Source organism: Aeromonas sp. FDAARGOS 1403 (assembly GCF_019047325.1).
GTDB lineage: Bacteria > Pseudomonadota > Gammaproteobacteria > Enterobacterales > Aeromonadaceae > Aeromonas > Aeromonas dhakensis.
Genome location: NZ_CP077249.1, coordinates 4646798 through 4666394 on the forward strand (window position 1 = coordinate 4646798; position 19597 = coordinate 4666394).

The window sequence follows — 19597 nt, forward strand, 5'->3', positions numbered from 1 at the left end:
AGGCGCCCATCCCAGTCATCCATTCGACCGGGCTCAGTCATCATAAGGCAGGGTATCCGGGTCACAATCCTGATAGTCGGGCGCCGGATCCACGGCAAAGCGGCGCGCCTCGATATGGCTGTGGCCCAGCATCAATGCCTTGCCCACCCGGTGCATGCCGTCCATCACCCGGCCGGCGCTGTCCAGCAGGATGGGATAGGCGAGATCGGCCGCCATCATGAGCTGGCAGTGCTCCACCACGCTGCGCACCGTGGGGCTGGCGGCGCCATGGCCGTACCAGTGCAGCTGGTCGAGCTCGGCAATCTCACCGAGTGCCACCGCCTGCACCGGCAGATCGCGGCTCAGCCACACCAACCGGCGCACGTCCCAGGCCAGCAGCCCCTGTTCGCTGGCGCGAAAGTGATACTGGGCACGGATCGCCTGCCTGAGCGCTGCCGACGCCAAGTCCCTCTCAGTTTTTCCCCCACCCCCTGTGCCCTGCAACTGCTCTTTGCTGTGCTGACTCATAGCCCCTCTCATGTTGCCAGACGCCACAAAAAACAATGCCACCCGAGGGTGGCATTGCGGTTCAACCTGAAAAGCAGGCCGATTATGCGTAAACCGGGAAACGGCGGCAGATATCCAGCACCTTCTCGCGCACGGTGGCCAGCACTTCGTCGTTGTCGTGGTTGTCCAGCACGTCGCAGATCCAGTGGGTCAGCTGGATGGACTCGGCTTCCTTGAAGCCGCGGCGGGTGATGGCCGGGGTACCGATGCGCACACCGGAGGTGACGAACGGGGAGCGCGGGTCGTTGGGCACCGAGTTCTTGTTGACTGTGATGTTGGCTTTGCCCAGCGCAGCATCAGCATCCTTACCGGTCAGCTCGCGGCCGATCAGGTCAACCAGCATCAGATGGTTGTCGGTGCCGCCGGAGACGATCTTGTAGCCGCGCTCGATGAAGGTGGCAGCCATCGCCTTGGCGTTTTTGACGACCTGGGCCTGATAGGTCTTGAACTCGGGCTCCAGCGCCTCTTTGAAGGCAACGGCCTTGCCGGCGATGACGTGCATCAGCGGACCACCCTGACCACCCGGGAAGACGGCGGAGTTGAGCTTCTTGTAGAGCTCCTCGTCGTCAGCGGCGGAGAGGATCAGACCACCGCGCGGACCGGCCAGGGTCTTGTGAGTGGTGGAAGTGACCACGTGAGCGTGGGGCACCGGGTTCGGGTAGACGCCGGCGGCGATGAGGCCAGCCACGTGGGCCATGTCGACGAACAGCCAAGCACCGATCTTGTCGGCGATTTCGCGCATGCGGGCCCAGTCGACAACGCCGGAGTAAGCGGAGAAGCCACCGATCATCATCTTCGGCTTGTGCTCAACGGCCAGACGTTCCATCTCGTCGTAGTCGATCTTGCCGGACTCGTCGATGCCGTAGGGGATGATGTTGTACAGCTTGCCGGAGAAGTTGACCGGGGAGCCGTGAGTCAGGTGACCACCGTGAGCCAGGTTCATACCCAGCACGGTGTCGCCCGGTTGCAGCAGGGCCATGTAGACGGCGCTGTTGGCCTGGGAGCCGGAGTGCGGCTGCACGTTGGCGTAGGTGGCACCGAACAGCTCTTTGGCGCGCTCGATAGCCAGGGTTTCAACCACATCCACATACTCGCAACCACCGTAGTAGCGCTTGGAGGGGTAACCTTCGGCGTACTTGTTGGTCAGCTGGGAGCCCTGGGCTTCCATGACGCGGGGGCTGGTGTAGTTCTCGGACGCAATCAGCTCGATATGCTCTTCCTGACGACGGGTCTCGTCTGTGATGGCCTGCCACAGCTGGGGATCATAGCCGGCAATGGTCATGTCACGTTTCAACATCCGTTTCTCTCCTGAAAATCGTTTGCGCGATAGGTGAAGTGGGCAGGCGCATTGTAACGTGAGCTGGATCAAAGAGACAGTCCAACCACCCAAAAATTTGTTTAAAAAATGTAAAATGCGTCGCAAATTTCACACCGACCAGGCGGGCTGCGACCCGCCGGCGAGCCCACGCCCGCCCGGCCGGCGCACTCTTCATCTGCCGCCGATACACTCGGCCAAGTGCCGGAGCATGGCTCATCAGCCGGCCAAAACCAGAGCCAGATCATGGATATAGCATTTACTAACAGATAACATCTTTAGCAGGCACAGCAGTTGCCCGGCGCGCAGGCCGGCAACGGAAGGGCCCCTCACCGCATCCGGTCAACTGCTGCTCGCGTCACCCTCTTGTCTTGTCACACCGCAGACTCACGGGAGTAAGCCATGCTGGATAACTTGATGCTGTTTCTGATTATTTCGGTATTCGCGCTGTTCTACTGGATCTACTACACCGGCAGTCGCAAGAGCCCTTTCACCACCCAATGGGATCAGTTGCCCACCCGCGAGCAGTATCTGGCGGCCCACCCGGACGCCATCGACGGCGACATCATCTTCTGCATTCACTGCGGCCATCATCAGCAGCTGGATGTGGGCCTGGTGCACCAGGCCGACTTTCGCCGTCAGCACCTCTGCGCCCAGTGCAGGCAGCCGCTCTACCGCGAAGAGCAATGACTTTCCTGCGAGGGTGTGAACCACGCCCCCTTGCCGCTAATCCGGCAGATGCTTCGTCTGCCACGCCTGCAAACCGGCCAGCGCCTGCTCAAACGGCCCGGCCAGCGCCCCCCCATCCAGCCGCCCCTGCTCCACGGCGGCGCACTGCGCCGCGAAATCATCCAGCCCGAGCGCCAGGGCGCTGCCCTTGAGCCTGTGGGCCAGCGCGCGCTGCGCTTTCCCTTCGCTGTGCGCCAGCTCGGCCACCAGGGGCGCCCCCTGCTCGGCAAACAGGGCGATGAGCTGGCGGATGCGCTGACTGCCGAGCAGGGTCAGATCCGCCTCCAGCACCCGGTTGGAGGTCCCGCTACCAGCGAGCGGCTCGCCCGCCACCAGGGGAGGCGCCTCCTCCCCCGCTGACAAACGGTCGATGGCCGCGGCCAGCGCCCCCAGCCGCACCGGCTTGCCGACGAAATCGGCAAACCCCGCCGCCAGACAGGCGCGCACATCCTCCGGGTACATCTGGGCCGAGACCGCGATGGCGGGCAGGCCGCAGCCATGCTCCTCCTCGCTGATGGCCACCAGATCCTCGCGCAGCGTCATGCCATCCATGTCCGGCAGGTTGATGTCGAGCAGGGCCAGCTCGAAGGGGCGCTCGGTCACCCGCGCCAGCGCGCTGCGTCCATCCTCGGCCAAGGTGACTCTGTGGCCGAGGCGCACCAGCATGCCCTCGGCCACCAGCCGGTTGATCTCGTTGTCCTCCACCAGCAGGATCTCCCGCGGCTGGCCGAGGCGCACCGGCTGGGCACTGGCCGGCAGCTGGGCCGCCGAGCGCTGCAGCGGCAGGCTGAAGCTGAATTCACACCCCTGCCCCGGCTCGCTGGAGAGCGTGAGCTCTCCCCCCATGGCGGCCACCAGCCGGCGGCTGATGGCGAGCCCCAGTCCCGTGCCCCCCTGATGACCCATGTCCCGCTTGCGCTGACGAAAGGCCTCGAACACCGCCTCCTGCTCCCCGGACGGGATGCCGGGGCCGGTGTCTTTCACCACGAAGCGGATGCAGGGCTCGGTGCAGGGACCCGCGCAGGCCAGCGGCGCCACCACCAGGGTGATGCGCCCCTTGACGGTGAACTTGACCGCATTGCCCAAAAGGTTTGAGAGCACCTGGCGCAGCTTGCCCAGATCCCCCTCCACCACGGGAGGGAGCGAGGGGGCATACTCCAGCGCCAGCGTCACCCCTTTCGCGTCGGCCCTCGGCCCGAACAGGGCGATCAGCTCCTCGGCCAGCGGGCGCAGGGAGAAGGGCTCGCGGCGCGCCTCCACATGGCCGGCCTCGATCTTGGAGTAGTCGAGAATGTCGTTGAGGATCTCCAGCAGGGATTCGCCGCTCTGCTCGATGGCGGCCAGGTAGCGCTGCTGGGTCTCGCTGAGGTGGGTGTCCTCCAGCAGGGTGAGGCCACCGAGGATGCCGTTCATGGGGGTGCGAATCTCGTGGCTCATGGTGGCAAGGAACACCGATTTTGCCCGGTTGGCCTGCTCCGCCTCGGCGCGGGCCAGCCGCTGTTTCTCCACCTCCTCGTTGAGGCGCGCATTGGCGTGGCTGAGCTGCTCCGTGCGCTCCTCGACCCGCGACTCCAGCTCCCGCTGGTAGCGGCCAAGCTCGATGGCGTTGTCACGAAACACCTGCAGCGCCCGCGCCAGCTCCGCCAGCTCGTCACGCCCGACCTCCCCAACCGGCGTCAGCGGCGCCAGATCCCCCTTCGCCAGCCGGCTCATCCCGGCGACCGCTCGCTGCAGCGGCCAGACGATGCGACCATAGACCATGCGCCACATCAACAGGATGAGCAGCACCAGGGTGAGCAGGCCGATCACCATCAGGGCCTGCTCCAGCAGCTTGAGCCGCTGGCTCAATGCCTGCTGGCTCTCTCTCAGGGAGTCGCGGGCCTGACTGACCAGGGTGCCGACCTGACGGTTGAGACTCCCCATCAGGGCCTCGTTGGCGGCGGCCAACACCCGCAGCGCCTCCCCCTTGCCGAGCCAGTCGCTGCGCAGTTGCACCAGCCGATCGCTCTGCTCCAGCTCGTCCAGCGCCCGCTCCACCGCCTGGCGGCGGGCCGGATCGGTCACCGCTCCCGCTCGCAGCCGCAAGATAGCCAGCTCACCGCGCACCTCCTGCAGCAGGGTTTGCAGCCCGTCCTGCCGGTCGCTGCGCCAGATCTCCTCGATACGCTGCTGCTGCATCAGGGTGCGATGGCGCAGCTCCGTCATCTGCTCCAGCCAGTCGAGATCCTGCTCCAGCAGCCGGTCGATCGCCCGATCTGCAGATCGCCCTTGCAGTGAATAGAGGGAGCCGAGCCCCGCCACCATCACGGTTTCGGCGTTCTCCATCTGGCTGCGGGCCAGCTCCGCCACCTGACCGGCGGCCGTCACCAGCCGGGAGCGCAGGGCGCTACCTTCGGCCATCAGCGTGAGCCGTTCCCCCACCAGCCAGCCCTGCTGGCCCAGGTTGCCGATGATGGTCTGGCTGAGGCGATGCAGCTCATCTGGGGTCTGCTTGCCGCCACCATGGCCCAGCTGCTCCAGCACCTGTTGCATCTGCTGCCCCTGCAGGGTGAGCAGCCGCCCCTGATGCTCCCGCTCCCCCTCGCTGGTGGCGGAGGCCAGCAGGTGGGAAGAGCTCTGGATCTCGCCGCCGAGCCGCGCCAGGGTGCGGGCCAGCTCCTGATCCGCCAGGGTCTGCTTAACCCCCTGCTCCAGCTGGCGCAGATGAGTGAGCCCAAACCAGCCCAGCAGGGAGGCCCCCAGGGTCAACAGCGCCATCAGGGAGAAGGCCAGCAGCAGCTTGCCACCCAGGCCGGAAAAGATTCTCACGCGAAGCCCCTTGGTTGTGGTCGACTTTGACCGGATAATATGGCCCCACACTTTAACAAAACCCCCGGCCATGCGAAGCGTCTGTCTCTCCCTGTTGCTCCTGCTGCTCCCGGCCTGCGCCCTCGCCTTCGAGGTGGATCACTGGCCGGATGGCGCCTTCGGCGGCAAGCCGGCCCGCCTGAACTGGCAAGGGCCCACCCCCGTCACGCGCCCCCTGACCCTGTGCGCTCTCTACCCCCACCTGCGCGACGCCTACTGGCTGTCGCTCAATCAGGGCATGGTGGAGGAGGCCAAGCGGCTTCGCGTGAAGCTGCGCATCCACGAGGCGGGCGGTTACGGCGCCCTTGCCGAACAGCGCCGCCAGTTGCAGCAGTGCGTGAGCGAGGGGAGCAACGCCATCCTGCTCGGTGCGGTGAGCTACGATGGGCTCGGCGAGGCGATCGGCGCCAGCCCGCTGCCGGTGTTCGGCCTGGTCAACGACCTGCCCGCCGGACTGGTCAAGGCCAAGGTGGGGGTCTCCTGGTATCAGATGGGCTGGCAAATTGGCCACTGGCTGGCAATGCGCCACCCTGCCGGCAGCCCGCAGGTGACGGTGGCGCTCTTTCCCGGCCCGCAGGCGAGTGGCGGCAACAACTTCGTCGAGCCCGGCTTTGCCGCAGCCATCCAGGGCAGCGCCATCAGACTGGTGACCACGGCGCGCGGTGACAACAGCCGCGAGATCCAGCGCACCCTGGTGCAGCAGACCCTGGCCCGCCACCCCGACCTCGACTATCTGGTGGGGGGCGCCATCGCCGCCGAGGTGGCGGTCAACGAGCTGGCCCAGCGCCAACTCACAAAACCCCAAGTGTTGAGCACCTACTTCAGCCACGGGGTGCAGCGCGGCCTGCGCCGGGGCAAGGTCCTGGCCGCCAACAGCGATCAGATGCGCCAGCAGGGGCGCCTTGCAGTGGCCCAGGCGGTCTGCCTGTTGCAAAGTCCCGAGGCCGGCGAGCAGCAGTGCCCGCGGGTGATGGGCCCCCCCATCCTGACCCTGGAGGCCCCCCTGGCCAATCCCGCCAACTCTCTGTCCGATGGCACCTTTCGCCCCGTCTACCGGGTCGGCTTCGACGCCAGCGGCAACTAACCCAGCACTCAAGGAGAAGAGATGAACACATTGCATGCGAGCTGCCTGTGCGGCGCCGTGGCCCTGACCCTGCCGGATCAGTTCGACTACATGGGCAACTGCCATTGCAGCGAGTGCCGCAAGTTTTCCGGGGCGGACTACGCCTCCGTCGGCGGGCTGGATGGTGACAAGGTGACCATCGCGAAGGGGAGCGAGGCCATCGGCCGCTACCAGAAATCGGACGAGACCAGCCTCGCCTTCTGCCGCCACTGCGGCTCCAGCCTGTTCAGCCAGAAGCGCAGCACGGGCAAGATCAATCTACGGCTGGGGATACTGGACGAGGCGCCGAGCCAGAAGCCCGCGTTTCACATCTTCGTCGGCTCCAAGGCGCCCTGGCACCAGATAGGCGATGACCTGCCCCAGTTCCCCGAACGCCCCGGCCGCTAAGCGCCGGCAAACCCTGTGTTCTCCCAAGGCACGAGTCACGGGAGGGCGCCTGCTCATCCTTCAGGACGCCGCTTCGTCCTCCTGGTGCCCGATAAGATCCATCAGGTGGGCGCAGCACGCCTCCACCCCCTCTTGCGGGAGATTGGTGATGCCGAGCAGCAGGCCCGGCCTAGCCCGCGCCGGATCGGCGTACCAGACGGACAGGGGGGCAGGCGTCAGCCCGAAGGCCTCGGCCCGATGCGCGATGGCACGATCGTCACAGCCCACAGGCAGGCGCAGCAGCAGCGCCAGCCCCGCCAGGGTGACCGCCTCGGCGGGGACCGGCAGAGCCTGTTGCAGCGCCGCCGCCCGCGCACGGTAGAGCCGCTTCATCTTGCGCAAATGGCGCAGATAGTGGCCCTTGCGCATGAACTCGGCGAGGGCCAGCTGGTTGGCCACCGAGCCTGCGGGCGCCAGCGCGGCGGCCACCTCCCCCACCCGCTCGACTAGGGCAGGGGGCAGCACCATAAACCCGAGCCGCAGGCCAGGGCGGATGGTCTTGCTAAAGGTGCCGACATAAATGACCCGGCCATGGCGGTCGAGGGAGGCCAACGCCGGCGCCGCCCGGCCGGTGAGTTGCAATTCGCTTAAGTAATCATCCTCGACGATCCAGCCGCAGCCACTGGCCGCCCATTCCAGCAGCCGATGACGGCGGGCCAGGGAGAGGGTCATGCCCAGCGGCGCCTGCTGGCCGGCGGTGACGATGGCCAACGCTGCGTCCCCCGCCCGGGCTATCCCCTCCTCCACATCGAGCCCCTCTGCCGTGACCGGGACTGGCACCGGCGTCATCCCCGCCATGGCTAACGCCATGCGAGACAGGGGATAACCGGGATCCTCCAGCCAGGCAGCCTTCCCTTTAAGTTCAAGCGCATGGACGAGCAGCCCGAGAGCGCCGCTGTAACCGGAGGTGATGACGATCTGAGCCGGCGAGCAGCTCATCCCACGGGCCACACTGAGATACGCGGCGATCTCGGTGCGCAGGGGCAGCTCGCCACGGGGATCGGGATAGCTGACCATCCCAACGGCAGCCTCACTGGCAACCTGGGCCGCCACCCGCGACCACAGCTTGCCGGGAAAGCCATCCTGCGCGGGCACGCCGACCTGAAACACTCGGGGAGGCTCACCGAAAGGGTGCTGGTAAATTTCGGGCAAGGGATTGCGGGGAGTCGGAATGTCGGGTGGCAAGTGCACCGGCAGGCTCTGGGCGACGAAGGTCCCCGCCGCCCCCTGTGAGACGATCAGTTGTTCGTCGATGAGCCGTTCATAGGCAGCGCGGACTGTGCCCCGCGCGACGCCGAGCTGGATGGCCAGATCGCGCCATGAGGGGAGCCTGGCCCCCGCATAGAGCGTGCCCTGGCGGATAGACAGGCCGATGGCCGTGGCAATCTGGTCGACCAGAGAGCCGCCGGTTTCGCGGCGCAGCACGATGTGCAGCTCACGCATCGCCACAGGCCAAAGTACGCGATGGTACAGTGAAAACTGGCATTCCTGGTCCTTATTCTTGGACTATCAAACTGCATACAATCGGGTCATTAAACCATCCCCGATACATGTTCGAAAGCATTTAAGGAGTCCATCTTGCTCAAACCACTCGCTGCCTTGTTGCTCCTGCTCAGCCTCGGCCATTCCGCCTACGCGAACGACAACAGCTACGACGCCGAAGGCGAGCAACGCGCCAAGAGTGCGGGCAGCCCCCTGATCGGCCAAGCGGCCCCGGCGGTCACACTGACCACCCTGGACGGCAAGCAGATCGATCTGGCCCAACTCTATGGCAAGAAACCGGTCTATCTGAAGTTCTGGGCCACCTGGTGCGTGCCGTGCCGCCAGCAGATGCCGGGCTTTGAGGCCATCAAGCAGAAACTTGGCGATCAGCTCGAAGTGATCGCGGTCAACACAGGCTTCTCCGACGACGCAGAGGCCATCCGCGCCTACCGCAAAGCGCAGGGCCTGACCATGCCCATTGCCATCGATGACGGTACTCTGGCGACAGCGCTGAACCTGCGGGTCACGCCCCAGCACGTGGTGATCGGACGAGATGGCAAGATCATGCACGTGGGCCATCTGGACGATCAGGCGCTGCACACCGCGCTGCAACAGGCGATCTCCGAAAAGGCGCAGCCCGTCGCGCCGGCTGCCGGTGCCAGCGCCGCCCCCACCTTCACCGTGGGCGACAAGGTCAGCCATCTCGGGATCACCCTGCTCAATGGCCGCCCCATGGACTTCGCTGCCGCCAACCAGAAGCCGCGCGCCATCGTATTCTTCGCTCCCTGGTGTGAATCCTACCTGGCCGAGAGTCGCCCTCAGACTGCCAAGAGCTGCCAGTTCGTGCGCGAGGAGGCCGAGAAGCTGATGGCGAGCGAGAAGCACGTGGAGTGGGTCGGCGTCTCCTCCGGCCTCTGGGTCTCCCAGGCCGATCTGCAGGAGTACCAGAAGAGCGGGGGCAGCAGCCTGCCGCTGGCGCTGAACGAAGATGACTCCCTGTTTCGCGCCTTTGGCATTCGCGACATCCCGAGCGTGGTGCTGCTCGATAGCCAGAACCGCGTCGCCCGCATCCTGGGCCCGCAGGACCGCCAGTTGGCCGACGCCATCAAGAACCTGAAATAAGCGCCAACCGTGATGGACACCGCTCCGATGGACCGGTGTCCTGTTGCACCCAAAGAAGACGCCCCATGAAAATCAACACCCTGAAACGGCAACTGCTCGCGCTTTGCCTGACGCTCACCCCCTTGCTCGCGGCCGCCATGCCCGGCGCCGGAGAGACACTGATCGCCTCCTCACTGCACGCCGCCAGCCCAACCCCCTCCGCCCATGGCGGCACCACCCTGGCGATCGCGATGACGCCGCAGCCGGGATGGCATGGCTACTGGAAACAACCGGGGGATGCGGGCCTGGCTCCTCAACTGACCTGGCACCTACCCGCTGGCGTCAGCGTCGGCAAGCCCGCCTATCCGCTGCCACAGACCCAGCGCTTTGGCGGCATCATGAACCACGTCTATGGCGAGCCCTACGCACTGCTGGCCGAACTGACCATCGCCGAGGGGATCCCCGTGGGCACACCGCTGCCGATCCGCCTCGACATGCAGTACCTGGCCTGCCGTGACGACGCCTGCGTGCCGGAACGCGCCAGCTTGCAGACCACGCTGCGGGTCGGCCACGGCGAGCCCGACGTCGCCCTCGCCGCCGATTTTGCCAAGTGGCGCCAGGCGCTGCCGAGGCCGCTCGGCGCCCCTGTCGGCTTTACCGTGCAGCAGCAGCGGCTGCGCCTCGAGGTGCCGCTGCCCGCCGATATCCCTCTCGATAAGCCCCATCTCTTTCGCGCCAGCGGGCACGCCATCGTCGATGCCGCCCCCCAGCACTTCGAACGCCAGGGTGATCTGCTCATCGTCGAGACCCAGGCCGGCGCCACCCCGACCGAGCCGTTCCAGGCAACCCTGGTCCTCGGCCACGGCCTGGGGCTGAGCCTGGACGCCCGACTTGCCACCGCGCCCCAGGAGCACGGCGTCACCGCCCTGCTGCTGGCCCTGGCCGGGGCGATCGCAGGGGGGCTACTGCTGAACCTGATGCCCTGCGTCTTTCCCATCCTCAGTCTCAAGGCGATGAGCCTGGCGAGGGCCGGCACCGGTGCGCGCACCGCACGGCGCGAGGCGCTGGCCTATACGGCCGGCGTGATGGTCACCTGCATGGCGCTCGGTGGTGTGCTGCTGGCCCTGCGGGCAGGCGGTGCCCAGCTCGGCTGGGCCTTCCAGCTGCAAGATCCACGCATGATCCTGCTGTTGCTGCTGCTGACCTGCGTCATCGCCTTCAACATGGCGGGCCTGTTTGAGCTCAGCAGCGTCGATGCCGGAGCCGGACTGACCCGACGCGATGGTGCCACCGGGGCCTTCTGGACCGGTGCCCTGGCCGCCTTCGTCGCCACCCCCTGTACCGGCCCCTTCATGGCGGCGGCGCTCGGCACGGCCCTGATCCTGCCCCCCGCAGCGGGCATGCTGGTGTTCGCCGGGTTGGGTTTTGGCATCGCGCTGCCCTTCCTGCTGCTGGGGTTTACCCCGGCGTTGCAGCGCATGATGCCCAAACCGGGCCCCTGGATGGCGACCTTGCGCCGCCTGCTGGCCATTCCCATGTTCCTGACCATGCTGGCACTGCTGTGGGTGCTCGGCCAACAGGTGTCCGTCAATGCGCTGACCGCCAGCGTGGGCTGCGCCATGTTGCTGGCGCTCGGTCTCTGGCTGACCGGTCTGCGCCAACGAGCGCTCAAGCCGATGGCCTGGCTGCCCGCCCTGCTCGCGGCGGTATTGTCCATCGCCCTCGGCCTGAGCCAGGTGACCGAACGCTCCGTTCCCACCCAGCCCGCTGCCAACCTGCTCCCCTTCGATGAAGCCAAGCTGGAACCCTTGCTAGCGGGCGACAAGCCGGTATTTCTCTACTTCACTGCAGACTGGTGCATGACCTGCAAGGTCAATGAGCAGGTTGCCATCGATCGCGACGCCACCCACGAGGCCTTTGTCAAGGCCGGGGTGGTGGTGATGCGGGGAGACTGGACCCGTGGCGACGCCGCGATCACCGCCTTCCTGGCCCGGCACGCCCGCTCCGGTGTACCGCTCTATCTCTGGTATACGCCGGGTCAGCGCGAGCCCAGGGTGCTGCCCCAGGTGCTTGGACCCAACACCCTGATAGCGCTGGCACATGCCAGACCCTGAACGGCGCCAGCCATGTCCCCCTACCAGCTCTTCTCCGCCCTGGAGAAGGGCGCAGCCGCGCCATACCAGGGCGCGGCCATCATGGACTTGTCGCACGAGGTACTTCGGGCCGGTTGCTTGGCGCAATGAGGAGATCATCCTTTTTATGATCAAAAGGATATAAAACATGGTGGCGGGAAGTTTTTGCCGCTCTGTCACACGGGCACAGCGTGACTCACAGGCGTGGGAAGCGGGCCGCAGACCCGCATGGTGAGCTGATGCCTAGTTGCTTATCTCGCCGGCGAACAGGTAGCCTTCCCCGTGCACTGTGACAAACAGCTGGGGATCCCGGGGATCCTGCTCCATCTTGCCTCGCAGCCGGCGGATCAGTACGTCTATGGTGCGATCGCTCGGGCCATCGCCGCGGTGGCTGGTGAGGGCCAGGAGCCGCTCCCGGCTCAGCACCCGCCCGGCGTTGGCGATGAAGGCCACCAGCACCTCGTACTCCGCCTTGGTCAGGCGCACCGGCACCCCATCCTTGCTGAGCTGGCGGCGGGGGATGTCGAAGCGCCAGGGGCCAAAACGCACCGCATCGTCCGCCACCACAGGCTCGCTCGGCTGGGCTGCGGCCAACGAGATGCGCCACAGCAGGTTCTTGACCCGCACCAGCAACTCCCTGAGCTCAAACGGCTTGGTGACATAGTCGTCGGCCCCCATCTCGAGGCCCACTATCCGGTCTACCGCATCGCTGCGGCCAGTCACCAGGATGATCCCCACCGTGCTGCGAGCGCGCAGCTCGCGGGTCAGCAGCAGGCCATCCTCCCCCGGCAGGTTGATGTCCAGCATCACTAGGGCCACCTCCTGCTCTGCCAGCACGGCCCGCATCTCCTGGCCGTTCTCGACCGCGGTCACCCGATAGCCCTCCCGCTCGAAATAGCCGGTCAGCTTCTCGCGGGTCACGGCATCGTCTTCAACAACCAGAATGTGGTGGCTCATGGGCAGGGTCCGCAGGGTTCGACAGAGTTCAACATAGGGGGATTATTCTATTCATAATTTTTCATAAATACCCCTATTTCGTTAATTTTCGGCGGCAGCCCTGTTCACAACGCCTCCCTATCATGGCCTCCATCAAAAAAGTGATGTGAGAGAACATGATGAAAAAACTGTGGCATTTCCTGCGCACCCCCAGCCGCCGCTGGTCGGTACTGGCGCTGGTGCTGGCGGGCGTCGGGGTCACCCTGGCCGGCAGCGTCGGCCTGCACTATGGCTTCGAGAAAACCAGTACCCTCGAGTTCTGCATCTCCTGCCATACCATGAAGGACACCGTCTACCCCGAGTACAAGGAGTCCGTCCACTTCAAGAACGCCTCCGGCGTCCAGGCCATCTGCACCGACTGCCACCAGCCGAAGGACTTCGTCGGCAAGGTGGCCCGCAAGATGGAGGCGGCCAACGACCTCTATCAGCAGTACATAGGCCACAGCATCGACACCCAGGAGAAGTTTGAGGACAGGCGCCTGCACCTGGCCGAGAAGGTGTGGGCCCGCATGAGCAGCCAGAACTCCAAGACCTGCAAGTCCTGCCACAGCTACGACAACATGGACCACGCCAAGCAGTCCCCCGCCGCCGCCCTGGCGATGAAGGATGCCGCCGCCAAGAACATGAACTGCATCGAGTGCCACAAGGGGATCGCCCACGAGCTGCCGAACATGGCGGGCGGCTTCCGTGCCACCTACGCCACCCTGGCAAGCGATGCGCAAGAGGCACCGGCTGCCGAGACCCTCTACACCCTGGGCGAGAAGGATCTCTACGAAAGCGAAGAGAGTACCGAGCCGGTCGGCAAGCTGCTGCCCGCCTCCCGCATCGACGTCGTGGCTCGCAGCGGCGATCGCCTCAAGGTGACCATCGAAGGCTGGCGCGAAACCGCAGGCAAGGGCCGCGTACTGAGCGAATACATGGGCAAGCGGGTCTTCGTCGCCACCATCCGTGACGAGCTCAGGGCCAACGAGCAGATCCTGAAACAAGAGACCGACAACGCCACCCATATCAAGTGGGAACAGGTGCAGGTGCAGGCCTGGGTCGATGGCAAGGGCCTCGAATCCTCCCTCAAACCGATCTGGGATTATGCCGGCGAGATGTACAAGTCCACCTGCAACTCCTGCCACGCGGCGCCGGATCCGGCTCACTTCACCGCCAACGGCTGGATCTCGGGTCTCAAGGCCATGTCCGCCTACTACCGCCTGAGCAAGGAAGAGGAGCGCACCCTGCTCAAGTACCTGCAAAACCATGCCGCCGATACCGGTGGTCAGGGCAGCCACTAATTCCGGATTCGAAAGAGGAATAACAAGATGATCAATATTTCCCGTCGTGGTTTTCTGGGTGGCTTGCTGGCCAGCGGTGCCAGCGCCCTGATCGGCCCCTCCCTGCTCGGTCGCGCCGTGATGGCCGCCGAGTCCGGCGAAAAACTGGTGCAGTCCGGCTCCCACTGGGGTGCCTTCCGCGCCCGTGTGGTCAACGGCCGCTGGGTCGAGACCCTGCCGTTCGAGCATGACAAGCATCCGACCGAGATGCTCAAGGCCCTGAGTGAAGTGGTCTACAACCCCTCCCGCATCCGCTACCCCATGGTGCGGCTGGACTGGCTGCGCAAGGGCCACCAGTCCGACACCCGCGAACGCGGCCAGAACCGCTTCGTGCGGGTGACCTGGTCCCAGGCGCTGGACTTCTTCTATCACGAGCTGGAGCGGGTGCAGAAGACCTATGGTCCGAGCGCCCTCTACGCCGGTCACTCAGGCTGGCAGTCGGTCGGCAAGCTGCACTCCGCCGGCGCCATGCTGGGCCGCGCCATGAACCTGCACGGTACCTATCTGGCCAAGGCCGGTGACTACTCCACCGGCGCCGCCCAGGTGATCCTGCCCCACGTGGCGGGCGCCATGGAGGTGTACGAGCAGCAGACTTCCTGGCCGCTGGTGCTGGAGCACAGCAAGACCATCGTCATCTGGGGTTCTGATCCCATCAAGAACCTGCAGGTGGGCTGGCTGGTGCCGGATCACAGCGTCTACGAATACTGGGCACAGCTGAAAGATAAAGTGGCCAAGGGCGAGATCAGGGTCATCAGCGTCGACCCGGTCAAGTCCAAGACCCAGAAGTACCTCAATTGCGATCAGGTGACCCTGAACCCGCAGACCGACGTCCCCCTGATGCTGGGTATCGCCCATACCCTCTACAGCGAGAAGCGTCACGACGAGGCGTTCCTGAAGAACTACACCACCGGCTTTGACAAGTTCCTGCCCTACCTGCTGGGCACCAGGGATGGTCAGGTGAAGGATGCAGAGTGGGCGGCCGCCATCTGTGGCGTGCCTGCCGAGACCATTCGCGAGCTGGCACGTACCATGGCCAGCGGCCGCACCCAGCTCATCGGCGGCTGGTGCGTGCAGCGCATGCACCACGGCGAACAGTACGCCTGGATGCTGGTGGTCCTGGCCTCCATGCTGGGCCAAATTGGCCTGCCGGGGGGCGGCTACGGTTTTGGCTGGCACTACAACGGCGCCGGTACCATCACCAGCACGGGCCCCATCATGTCCGGCTTCAGCTCCGTCATCCCCGGGGTCAAGCCGCTGCACGACGGCGACTGGAAGGGCTACTCCAGGTTCATCCCGGTGGCCCGTTTCGTCGACTGCATCCTGAACCCGGGCAAGCAGATTGCCTTCAACGGTCAGACCATCACCTACCCCCAGATGAAGATGGCGGTGTTCTGCGGCAACAACCCGTTCCACCACCAGCAGGATCGCAACAAGATGATCGCCGCCTGGCGCAAGCTGGAAACCGTGGTGAGCGTGGATCACCAGTGGACCGCCAGCTGCCGCTTCGCCGATATCGTGCTGCCGGCCACCACCACTTACGAGCGGGATGACATCGAGCAGTGGGGTTCCCACTCCAACGCCGGCATCCTGGCCATGCACAAGGTGGTCGAGCCGCTGTTCGAGGCGCGCGACGACTACGACATCTTCGCCGATCTCTGCCGTCGTTTCGATCGCGAGGCCGAGTTCACCGGTGGCAAGAGCAAGCTGGAGTGGATCCAGAGCATCTATGACGACGCCCGCCTGCAGGGCCGCGGCATCGGTATCCGCCTGCCCCGCTTCAGCCAGTTCTGGCACGGTGAAGGCTTCGTCAGCTTCCCGGCGGGCCAGCCCTGGGTGCGGCACGAGTCGTTCCGCAAGGAGCCGGATCTGGAGCCGCTGGGCACCCCGTCCGGCCTCATCGAAATCTACTCCAAGACCATCGCCGACTACGGCTACGCGGATTGCCCGGGCCACCCGGTCTGGATCGAGCCTTACGAGCGCTCCCACGGCGGTCATGGCAGCCAGCAGTTCCCGCTGCACCTGCAATCCTGTCACCCGGACAAGCGGCTGCACAGCCAGCTCTGCTCCTCCGACAACTACCGTGCCACCTACACGGTGCAGGGGCGCGAGCCTGTCTACATGAACCCGCAGGACGCCAGGGCGCGCGGGCTCAAGGACGGGGATCTGGTGCGGGTCTTCAACGGCCGCGGTCAGGTGCTGGCCGGTCTGGTGGTGAGCGAAGACTACGCCCCCGGCGTGGTGCGCATCCAGGAGGGGGCCTGGTACGGCCCGCAGGAAGGCGGCAAGGTGGGGACCTTGTGTACCTATGGCGATCCCAACGTGCTGACTGCCGATATCGGTTCCTCCAGCCTGGCGCAGGCCACCACGGCCCACACAGCGCTGGTGGAGATCGAGAAATTCCGCGGGCAGGCGCCGGCCGTCACCGCCTTCGGAGCGCCGGAATCCGCCAAGGGCATCGATCCCATGTTCCCGGCACTGTGACCCGAGGGGACGAAAGTCACCCCTTGAGTTTCCTTTATTTTTAAAGTCGTTAGAATCGGGAGCCTCTATGGCTCCCGATTGTCATCCACGGAGGATAAATGCAGGAATTCATGGCTACCAGCGAACGCCGGGCCGAGCTTTACTGGTGGTTCTCCACCCTGTTCGCTGCCGAGCTCAGTGATGCACAGATCGCTGAATACGACACCTACGACGTGCGCAGCTTCTTGAAGAGCCTCTCCACTCTCGACCCGATGCGCGAGGCCGTGGCCGAACTGAACGAGGCCATCGCCCGCCTGCTGGTGCGCCCCGATCGCCAGCTGGAGCTCGCCGCCGACTTCGCCGGTCTGTTCCTAGTGGATCCCAAGCAGGGCGCCCTGCCCTACGAGTCGCTCTATCGCGGCGAGGGCAAGCTGCTGATGCAGGCCCCCATGAGCGAGATGCAGGCCCGCCTCGATCGCCTCGGCATCAACGTCAGCGACAAATACAAGGAGCCTGCCGATCACCTGGCCATCGAGTTGGATCTGATGGGCAACCTCATCATCCGTGCCGCCGAGGCGACCACCGCCGCCCAGCGTGAAAGCTGGCTCGGCGAGCAGGAGTCCCTGCTGCACGGCCACCTGCTCGGCTGGTTCGACAAATTCGAGAGCGCCTGCCGCGCCGCCGACCAGTTCGGCTTCTACGGCGCCAGTGCCCGGCTGCTGGGGGTATTCCTCAAGATGGATGCCAACTACCTCAGTCTGGTCAAACCGGCGCAAACCGCCGACTAAGCCGATGAAAACAGCCCTGCTCCTGATCGCATGCTGGCTGCTGGCCCTGATCCCGCAGGATCAGGGCATTACTCCCCTCGCCGCGCTGCTGCTGAACCCGGATCGGGAACTCTACGGCACCGCCCAGCTCACCGGCTTCGCCGGCATACTGCTGACCCTTTACCTTGCCAACCTCGGCGTCGAGGTGGTGCTGCGCCGCCGCTTCCAGATAGCGGGCATGCTGGCCCTGCTGGCCGCCTGGATCGACTTCATCCACAGCAGTGGCAGCGAGGCCCACTGGCTGCTGCTCTACGCCATGGCGCTGCCGTTTCACGTGGTCGGCTGGCTGGTCCTGGTGCGCGGCATCCAGGCGTTTGGCCGCCAGAAAGGCTGAAAAAGCGCCAAAACTATTACAAATCATGACAGCCCGATCCCCCCGGTTGCCCTTGTGGCAAGGTCAGCGGGGTAATTGCAGGTAACATTCGCTTACATTCAGCTCCCGTTCAGTTTCACGACAACCGCTATAGTGCCGCTCCTTTTCCGACCGATACAGGAGCATCAGCATGCCTCCACAGGATGCGCGCATCACGGGCCTCGATCTGCTGCGAGGGCTCGTCATCTTCATGGCCGTCTTCGAGCACTACACCGGCTACCTCAACTACTGGTACATCGACTTCTTCAATCGGGAGCACGCCCTGTGGGACAGCTTCTACCTCTCCCACAAGGCGATGGCCGGTCAGCTGCTGCCCATGGATCATCTGACGGCCCAGGTGTCGGCCTGGCTCATCCCCTGGGTCAGCCAGATCTACCTGGCGCTGGCCGCCTTCAACCTCAGTCGCCGTGATCAGGCCAGCTTCAGACCGCAGCTGGGCGGCAAGCTGGTGCTGTTCGCCAGCATCATACTGGTGCTCTATGTGGAAGGACTGGTGATCGCTCCCAACTTCGGCGAGGCGATCTCTTTCTATCCGGTGATGCTGTGGATGTGCCTGCTGGCGCTCTTCTCGCTGGTCTACGCCTGGTTCGGCATCCGCGGCATGCTGCTGCTGACCCTGCTCAGCCTGCTGCTGGATCAGCTCGGCGTGCAGGATCTGCTCGGTCACATCGACGGCTGGATGAAGCTGCATGTACACCCCGACTACGAGCTGGATGCCCGCCTCGACCTCTTCATGGCCAGCGGTTGCTTCGGCTTCCTCTACGGCTGGTGCTGGCATCAGCGGCCCCAATGGCGGGACCGCCTCAACACGCTGGTGCTGACGCTCTCGCTGGTGGCACTGGCCTGCTATCTCATGTTCGGCGAGACCAGCACGGTCGAGCTCAGCGACATCTACGCCAACGAGCACGAGCTGGCGATGGACATGATCGGGCGTGCCGGCATCTGGGGCATGGAGTTTCTGGTGATCGGGGCCGTGCTCTGGCTGCATCAGCGCAACATTCGCCTCTGCTGGCGCCCGCTCAACTGGATCGGCATGTACTCGCTGACCGTCTTCATCTTCCACAAGAGCATCTTCGTGCACCTGTGGGGCCCGCTCCTGCTGTGGTGGACCGCCCGCCAGGGCACTATCCTGCCCAACAATTTCGGCCTCATCATGGCGCTCAGCGCCACCAGCGTGCTGCTCATCTACGCCTTCCAGCGTTCCGGCATCATCTGCCACCTGATGGGCATGCATCAGGATCGGGACTGGGTGCGGCTCTATGGCAACAAATAAGCACTGGCTGGTGCTGCTCCTGGCGCTGCCGGTCTGCGCCAAGGAGCTGGCCATCGGCGGTCAGTGGCAGCTGGATAGCAAGCAGGCGGGCAGCGGCAGCAGCGACAGTACCCAGTTCTGGGTCGGCTACGAGCGGGAGACCCAGGTCGGCCTCATCTTCGCCGACGGCCAGAGCGCCGGGGTGGCGCTGCCGCTCTACGACAAGAGCTTTATCGCCCTCGGCGTCAGTCCGATGGAGGTGATCGACCGTACCCGCTTCAGCGCACTCTGGCGCCTGGGCTGGCAACTGGATGACGATCACCAGCTCACCCTGGGCCAGCTCTATGACGTCAGCGGGCGCTATGGCCAGCTCTGGTACATGGAGCACAGCCTGCCGCTGCCTGCCGGGCTCTCCCTCAATCTCTGGCTGACCCGCGGCAGTCAGGCCCACATGGCCGCCTATGGGGCGAACGAAGGCTTGCGGGACTGGGGGCTCACGCTGGAGCGCAGCTGGTGCTGGCAGCAGTGGCGACTGGGCACCGAGTTCGGCGCCAAGCAGTGGCTCATCAAGGAGCATGACTGGCAACCGATGATCAACCTCACCCTGAGCTACCACTTCGGAAAATAACCAAATTGGGGGCAAATGAGCCCCCACCTCTTCCCTCC

At 65.1% G+C, this 19597-nt stretch carries 16 protein-coding genes and 1 pseudogene; 11 read left to right on the forward strand and 6 right to left on the reverse strand.

The features are described 5' to 3' along the window. Positions 1 to 33: 33 nt before the first annotated feature. Entirely contained in the window at positions 34 to 507 is a 474-nt protein-coding gene (locus I6L33_RS21230) for a hypothetical protein (RefSeq protein ID WP_216973295.1), read from the reverse strand. Between the two features lie 82 nt (positions 508 to 589). Then, the gene (gene glyA, locus I6L33_RS21235; RefSeq protein ID WP_099358765.1) at positions 590 to 1843 is read right to left on the reverse strand and encodes a serine hydroxymethyltransferase; all 1254 of its coding nucleotides are present in this window, start codon (positions 1841 to 1843) and stop codon (positions 590 to 592) included. A 420-nt stretch (positions 1844 to 2263) separates the two neighbouring features. On the opposite strand from glyA, the gene I6L33_RS21240 reads away from it, so the two are divergent. Beyond that, positions 2264 to 2551: a hypothetical protein gene (locus I6L33_RS21240; RefSeq protein ID WP_017783746.1), complete on the forward strand. Its 288-nt coding sequence runs from the start codon at positions 2264 to 2266 to the stop codon at positions 2549 to 2551. A 36-nt stretch (positions 2552 to 2587) separates the two neighbouring features. Here I6L33_RS21240 and torS read toward each other — a convergent pair whose 3' ends face one another. Beyond that, the gene (torS, locus tag I6L33_RS21245; protein WP_216973296.1) at positions 2588 to 5398 is read right to left on the reverse strand and encodes a TMAO reductase system sensor histidine kinase/response regulator TorS; all 2811 of its coding nucleotides are present in this window, start codon (positions 5396 to 5398) and stop codon (positions 2588 to 2590) included. Between the two features lie 70 nt (positions 5399 to 5468). On the opposite strand from torS, the gene torT reads away from it, so the two are divergent. Next, on the forward strand, positions 5469 to 6521 hold the full coding sequence (torT, locus tag I6L33_RS21250; RefSeq protein ID WP_216973297.1) for a TMAO reductase system periplasmic protein TorT: 1053 nt from the start codon (positions 5469 to 5471) through the stop codon (positions 6519 to 6521). Positions 6522 to 6542: 21 nt separating this feature from the next. Next, positions 6543 to 6947 (forward strand): GFA family protein, encoded by a 405-nt coding sequence (locus I6L33_RS21255; protein ID WP_216973298.1) that lies wholly within the window; start codon positions 6543 to 6545, stop codon positions 6945 to 6947. Positions 6948 to 7007: 60 nt separating this feature from the next. Here I6L33_RS21255 and I6L33_RS21260 read toward each other — a convergent pair whose 3' ends face one another. Continuing rightward, positions 7008 to 8096 carry a PLP-dependent aminotransferase family protein gene (locus I6L33_RS21260; RefSeq protein ID WP_254204984.1) on the reverse strand — a complete coding sequence of 363 codons (1089 nt, stop codon included), beginning with the start codon at positions 8094 to 8096 and terminating at the stop codon, positions 7008 to 7010. Between the two features lie 108 nt (positions 8097 to 8204). Continuing rightward, positions 8205 to 8429 (reverse strand): annotated as a pseudogene (locus tag I6L33_RS22105) (GntR family transcriptional regulator); the annotation flags it as partial. A gap of 135 nt (positions 8430 to 8564) precedes the next feature. Between I6L33_RS22105 and I6L33_RS21265 the strand changes: the two are divergent. Both I6L33_RS21265 and I6L33_RS21270 read left to right on the forward strand, forming a co-directional pair. Beyond that, complete coding sequence (locus tag I6L33_RS21265; RefSeq protein WP_215269783.1) at positions 8565 to 9590, forward strand: thioredoxin family protein; 1026 nt, start codon at positions 8565 to 8567, stop codon at positions 9588 to 9590. Positions 9591 to 9655: 65 nt separating this feature from the next. After that, entirely contained in the window at positions 9656 to 11683 is a 2028-nt protein-coding gene (locus tag I6L33_RS21270; protein ID WP_117402456.1) for a protein-disulfide reductase DsbD, read from the forward strand. Between the two features lie 261 nt (positions 11684 to 11944). On the opposite strand, the gene torR is transcribed toward I6L33_RS21270, so the two are convergent. Continuing rightward, positions 11945 to 12658 (reverse strand): two-component system response regulator TorR, encoded by a 714-nt coding sequence (torR, locus tag I6L33_RS21275; protein ID WP_216973299.1) that lies wholly within the window; start codon positions 12656 to 12658, stop codon positions 11945 to 11947. Between the two features lie 155 nt (positions 12659 to 12813). On the opposite strand from torR, the gene torC reads away from it, so the two are divergent. The 6 genes from torC (at position 12814) to I6L33_RS21305 (ending at position 19559) form a co-directional block, all read left to right on the forward strand. Beyond that, positions 12814 to 13980 carry a pentaheme c-type cytochrome TorC gene (gene torC, locus I6L33_RS21280; protein ID WP_216973300.1) on the forward strand — a complete coding sequence of 389 codons (1167 nt, stop codon included), beginning with the start codon at positions 12814 to 12816 and terminating at the stop codon, positions 13978 to 13980. 27 nt (positions 13981 to 14007) lie between these two features. Further along, positions 14008 to 16500 (forward strand): trimethylamine-N-oxide reductase TorA, encoded by a 2493-nt coding sequence (torA, locus tag I6L33_RS21285; protein ID WP_216973301.1) that lies wholly within the window; start codon positions 14008 to 14010, stop codon positions 16498 to 16500. A gap of 98 nt (positions 16501 to 16598) precedes the next feature. Continuing rightward, positions 16599 to 17267 carry a molecular chaperone TorD gene (gene torD / locus I6L33_RS21290; RefSeq protein WP_065016766.1) on the forward strand — a complete coding sequence of 223 codons (669 nt, stop codon included), beginning with the start codon at positions 16599 to 16601 and terminating at the stop codon, positions 17265 to 17267. Positions 17268 to 17271: 4 nt separating this feature from the next. Further along, a complete protein-coding gene (locus I6L33_RS21295; protein WP_216973302.1) occupies positions 17272 to 17640 on the forward strand; it encodes a hypothetical protein in 369 nt (122 codons plus the stop codon). Positions 17641 to 17809: 169 nt separating this feature from the next. After that, entirely contained in the window at positions 17810 to 18952 is a 1143-nt protein-coding gene (locus I6L33_RS21300) for a hypothetical protein (protein ID WP_216973303.1), read from the forward strand. After that, positions 18939 to 19559 (forward strand): hypothetical protein, encoded by a 621-nt coding sequence (locus I6L33_RS21305; RefSeq protein ID WP_216973304.1) that lies wholly within the window; start codon positions 18939 to 18941, stop codon positions 19557 to 19559. The genes I6L33_RS21300 and I6L33_RS21305 overlap by 14 nt, the downstream gene beginning before the upstream one ends. Positions 19560 to 19597 lie beyond the last annotated feature (38 nt).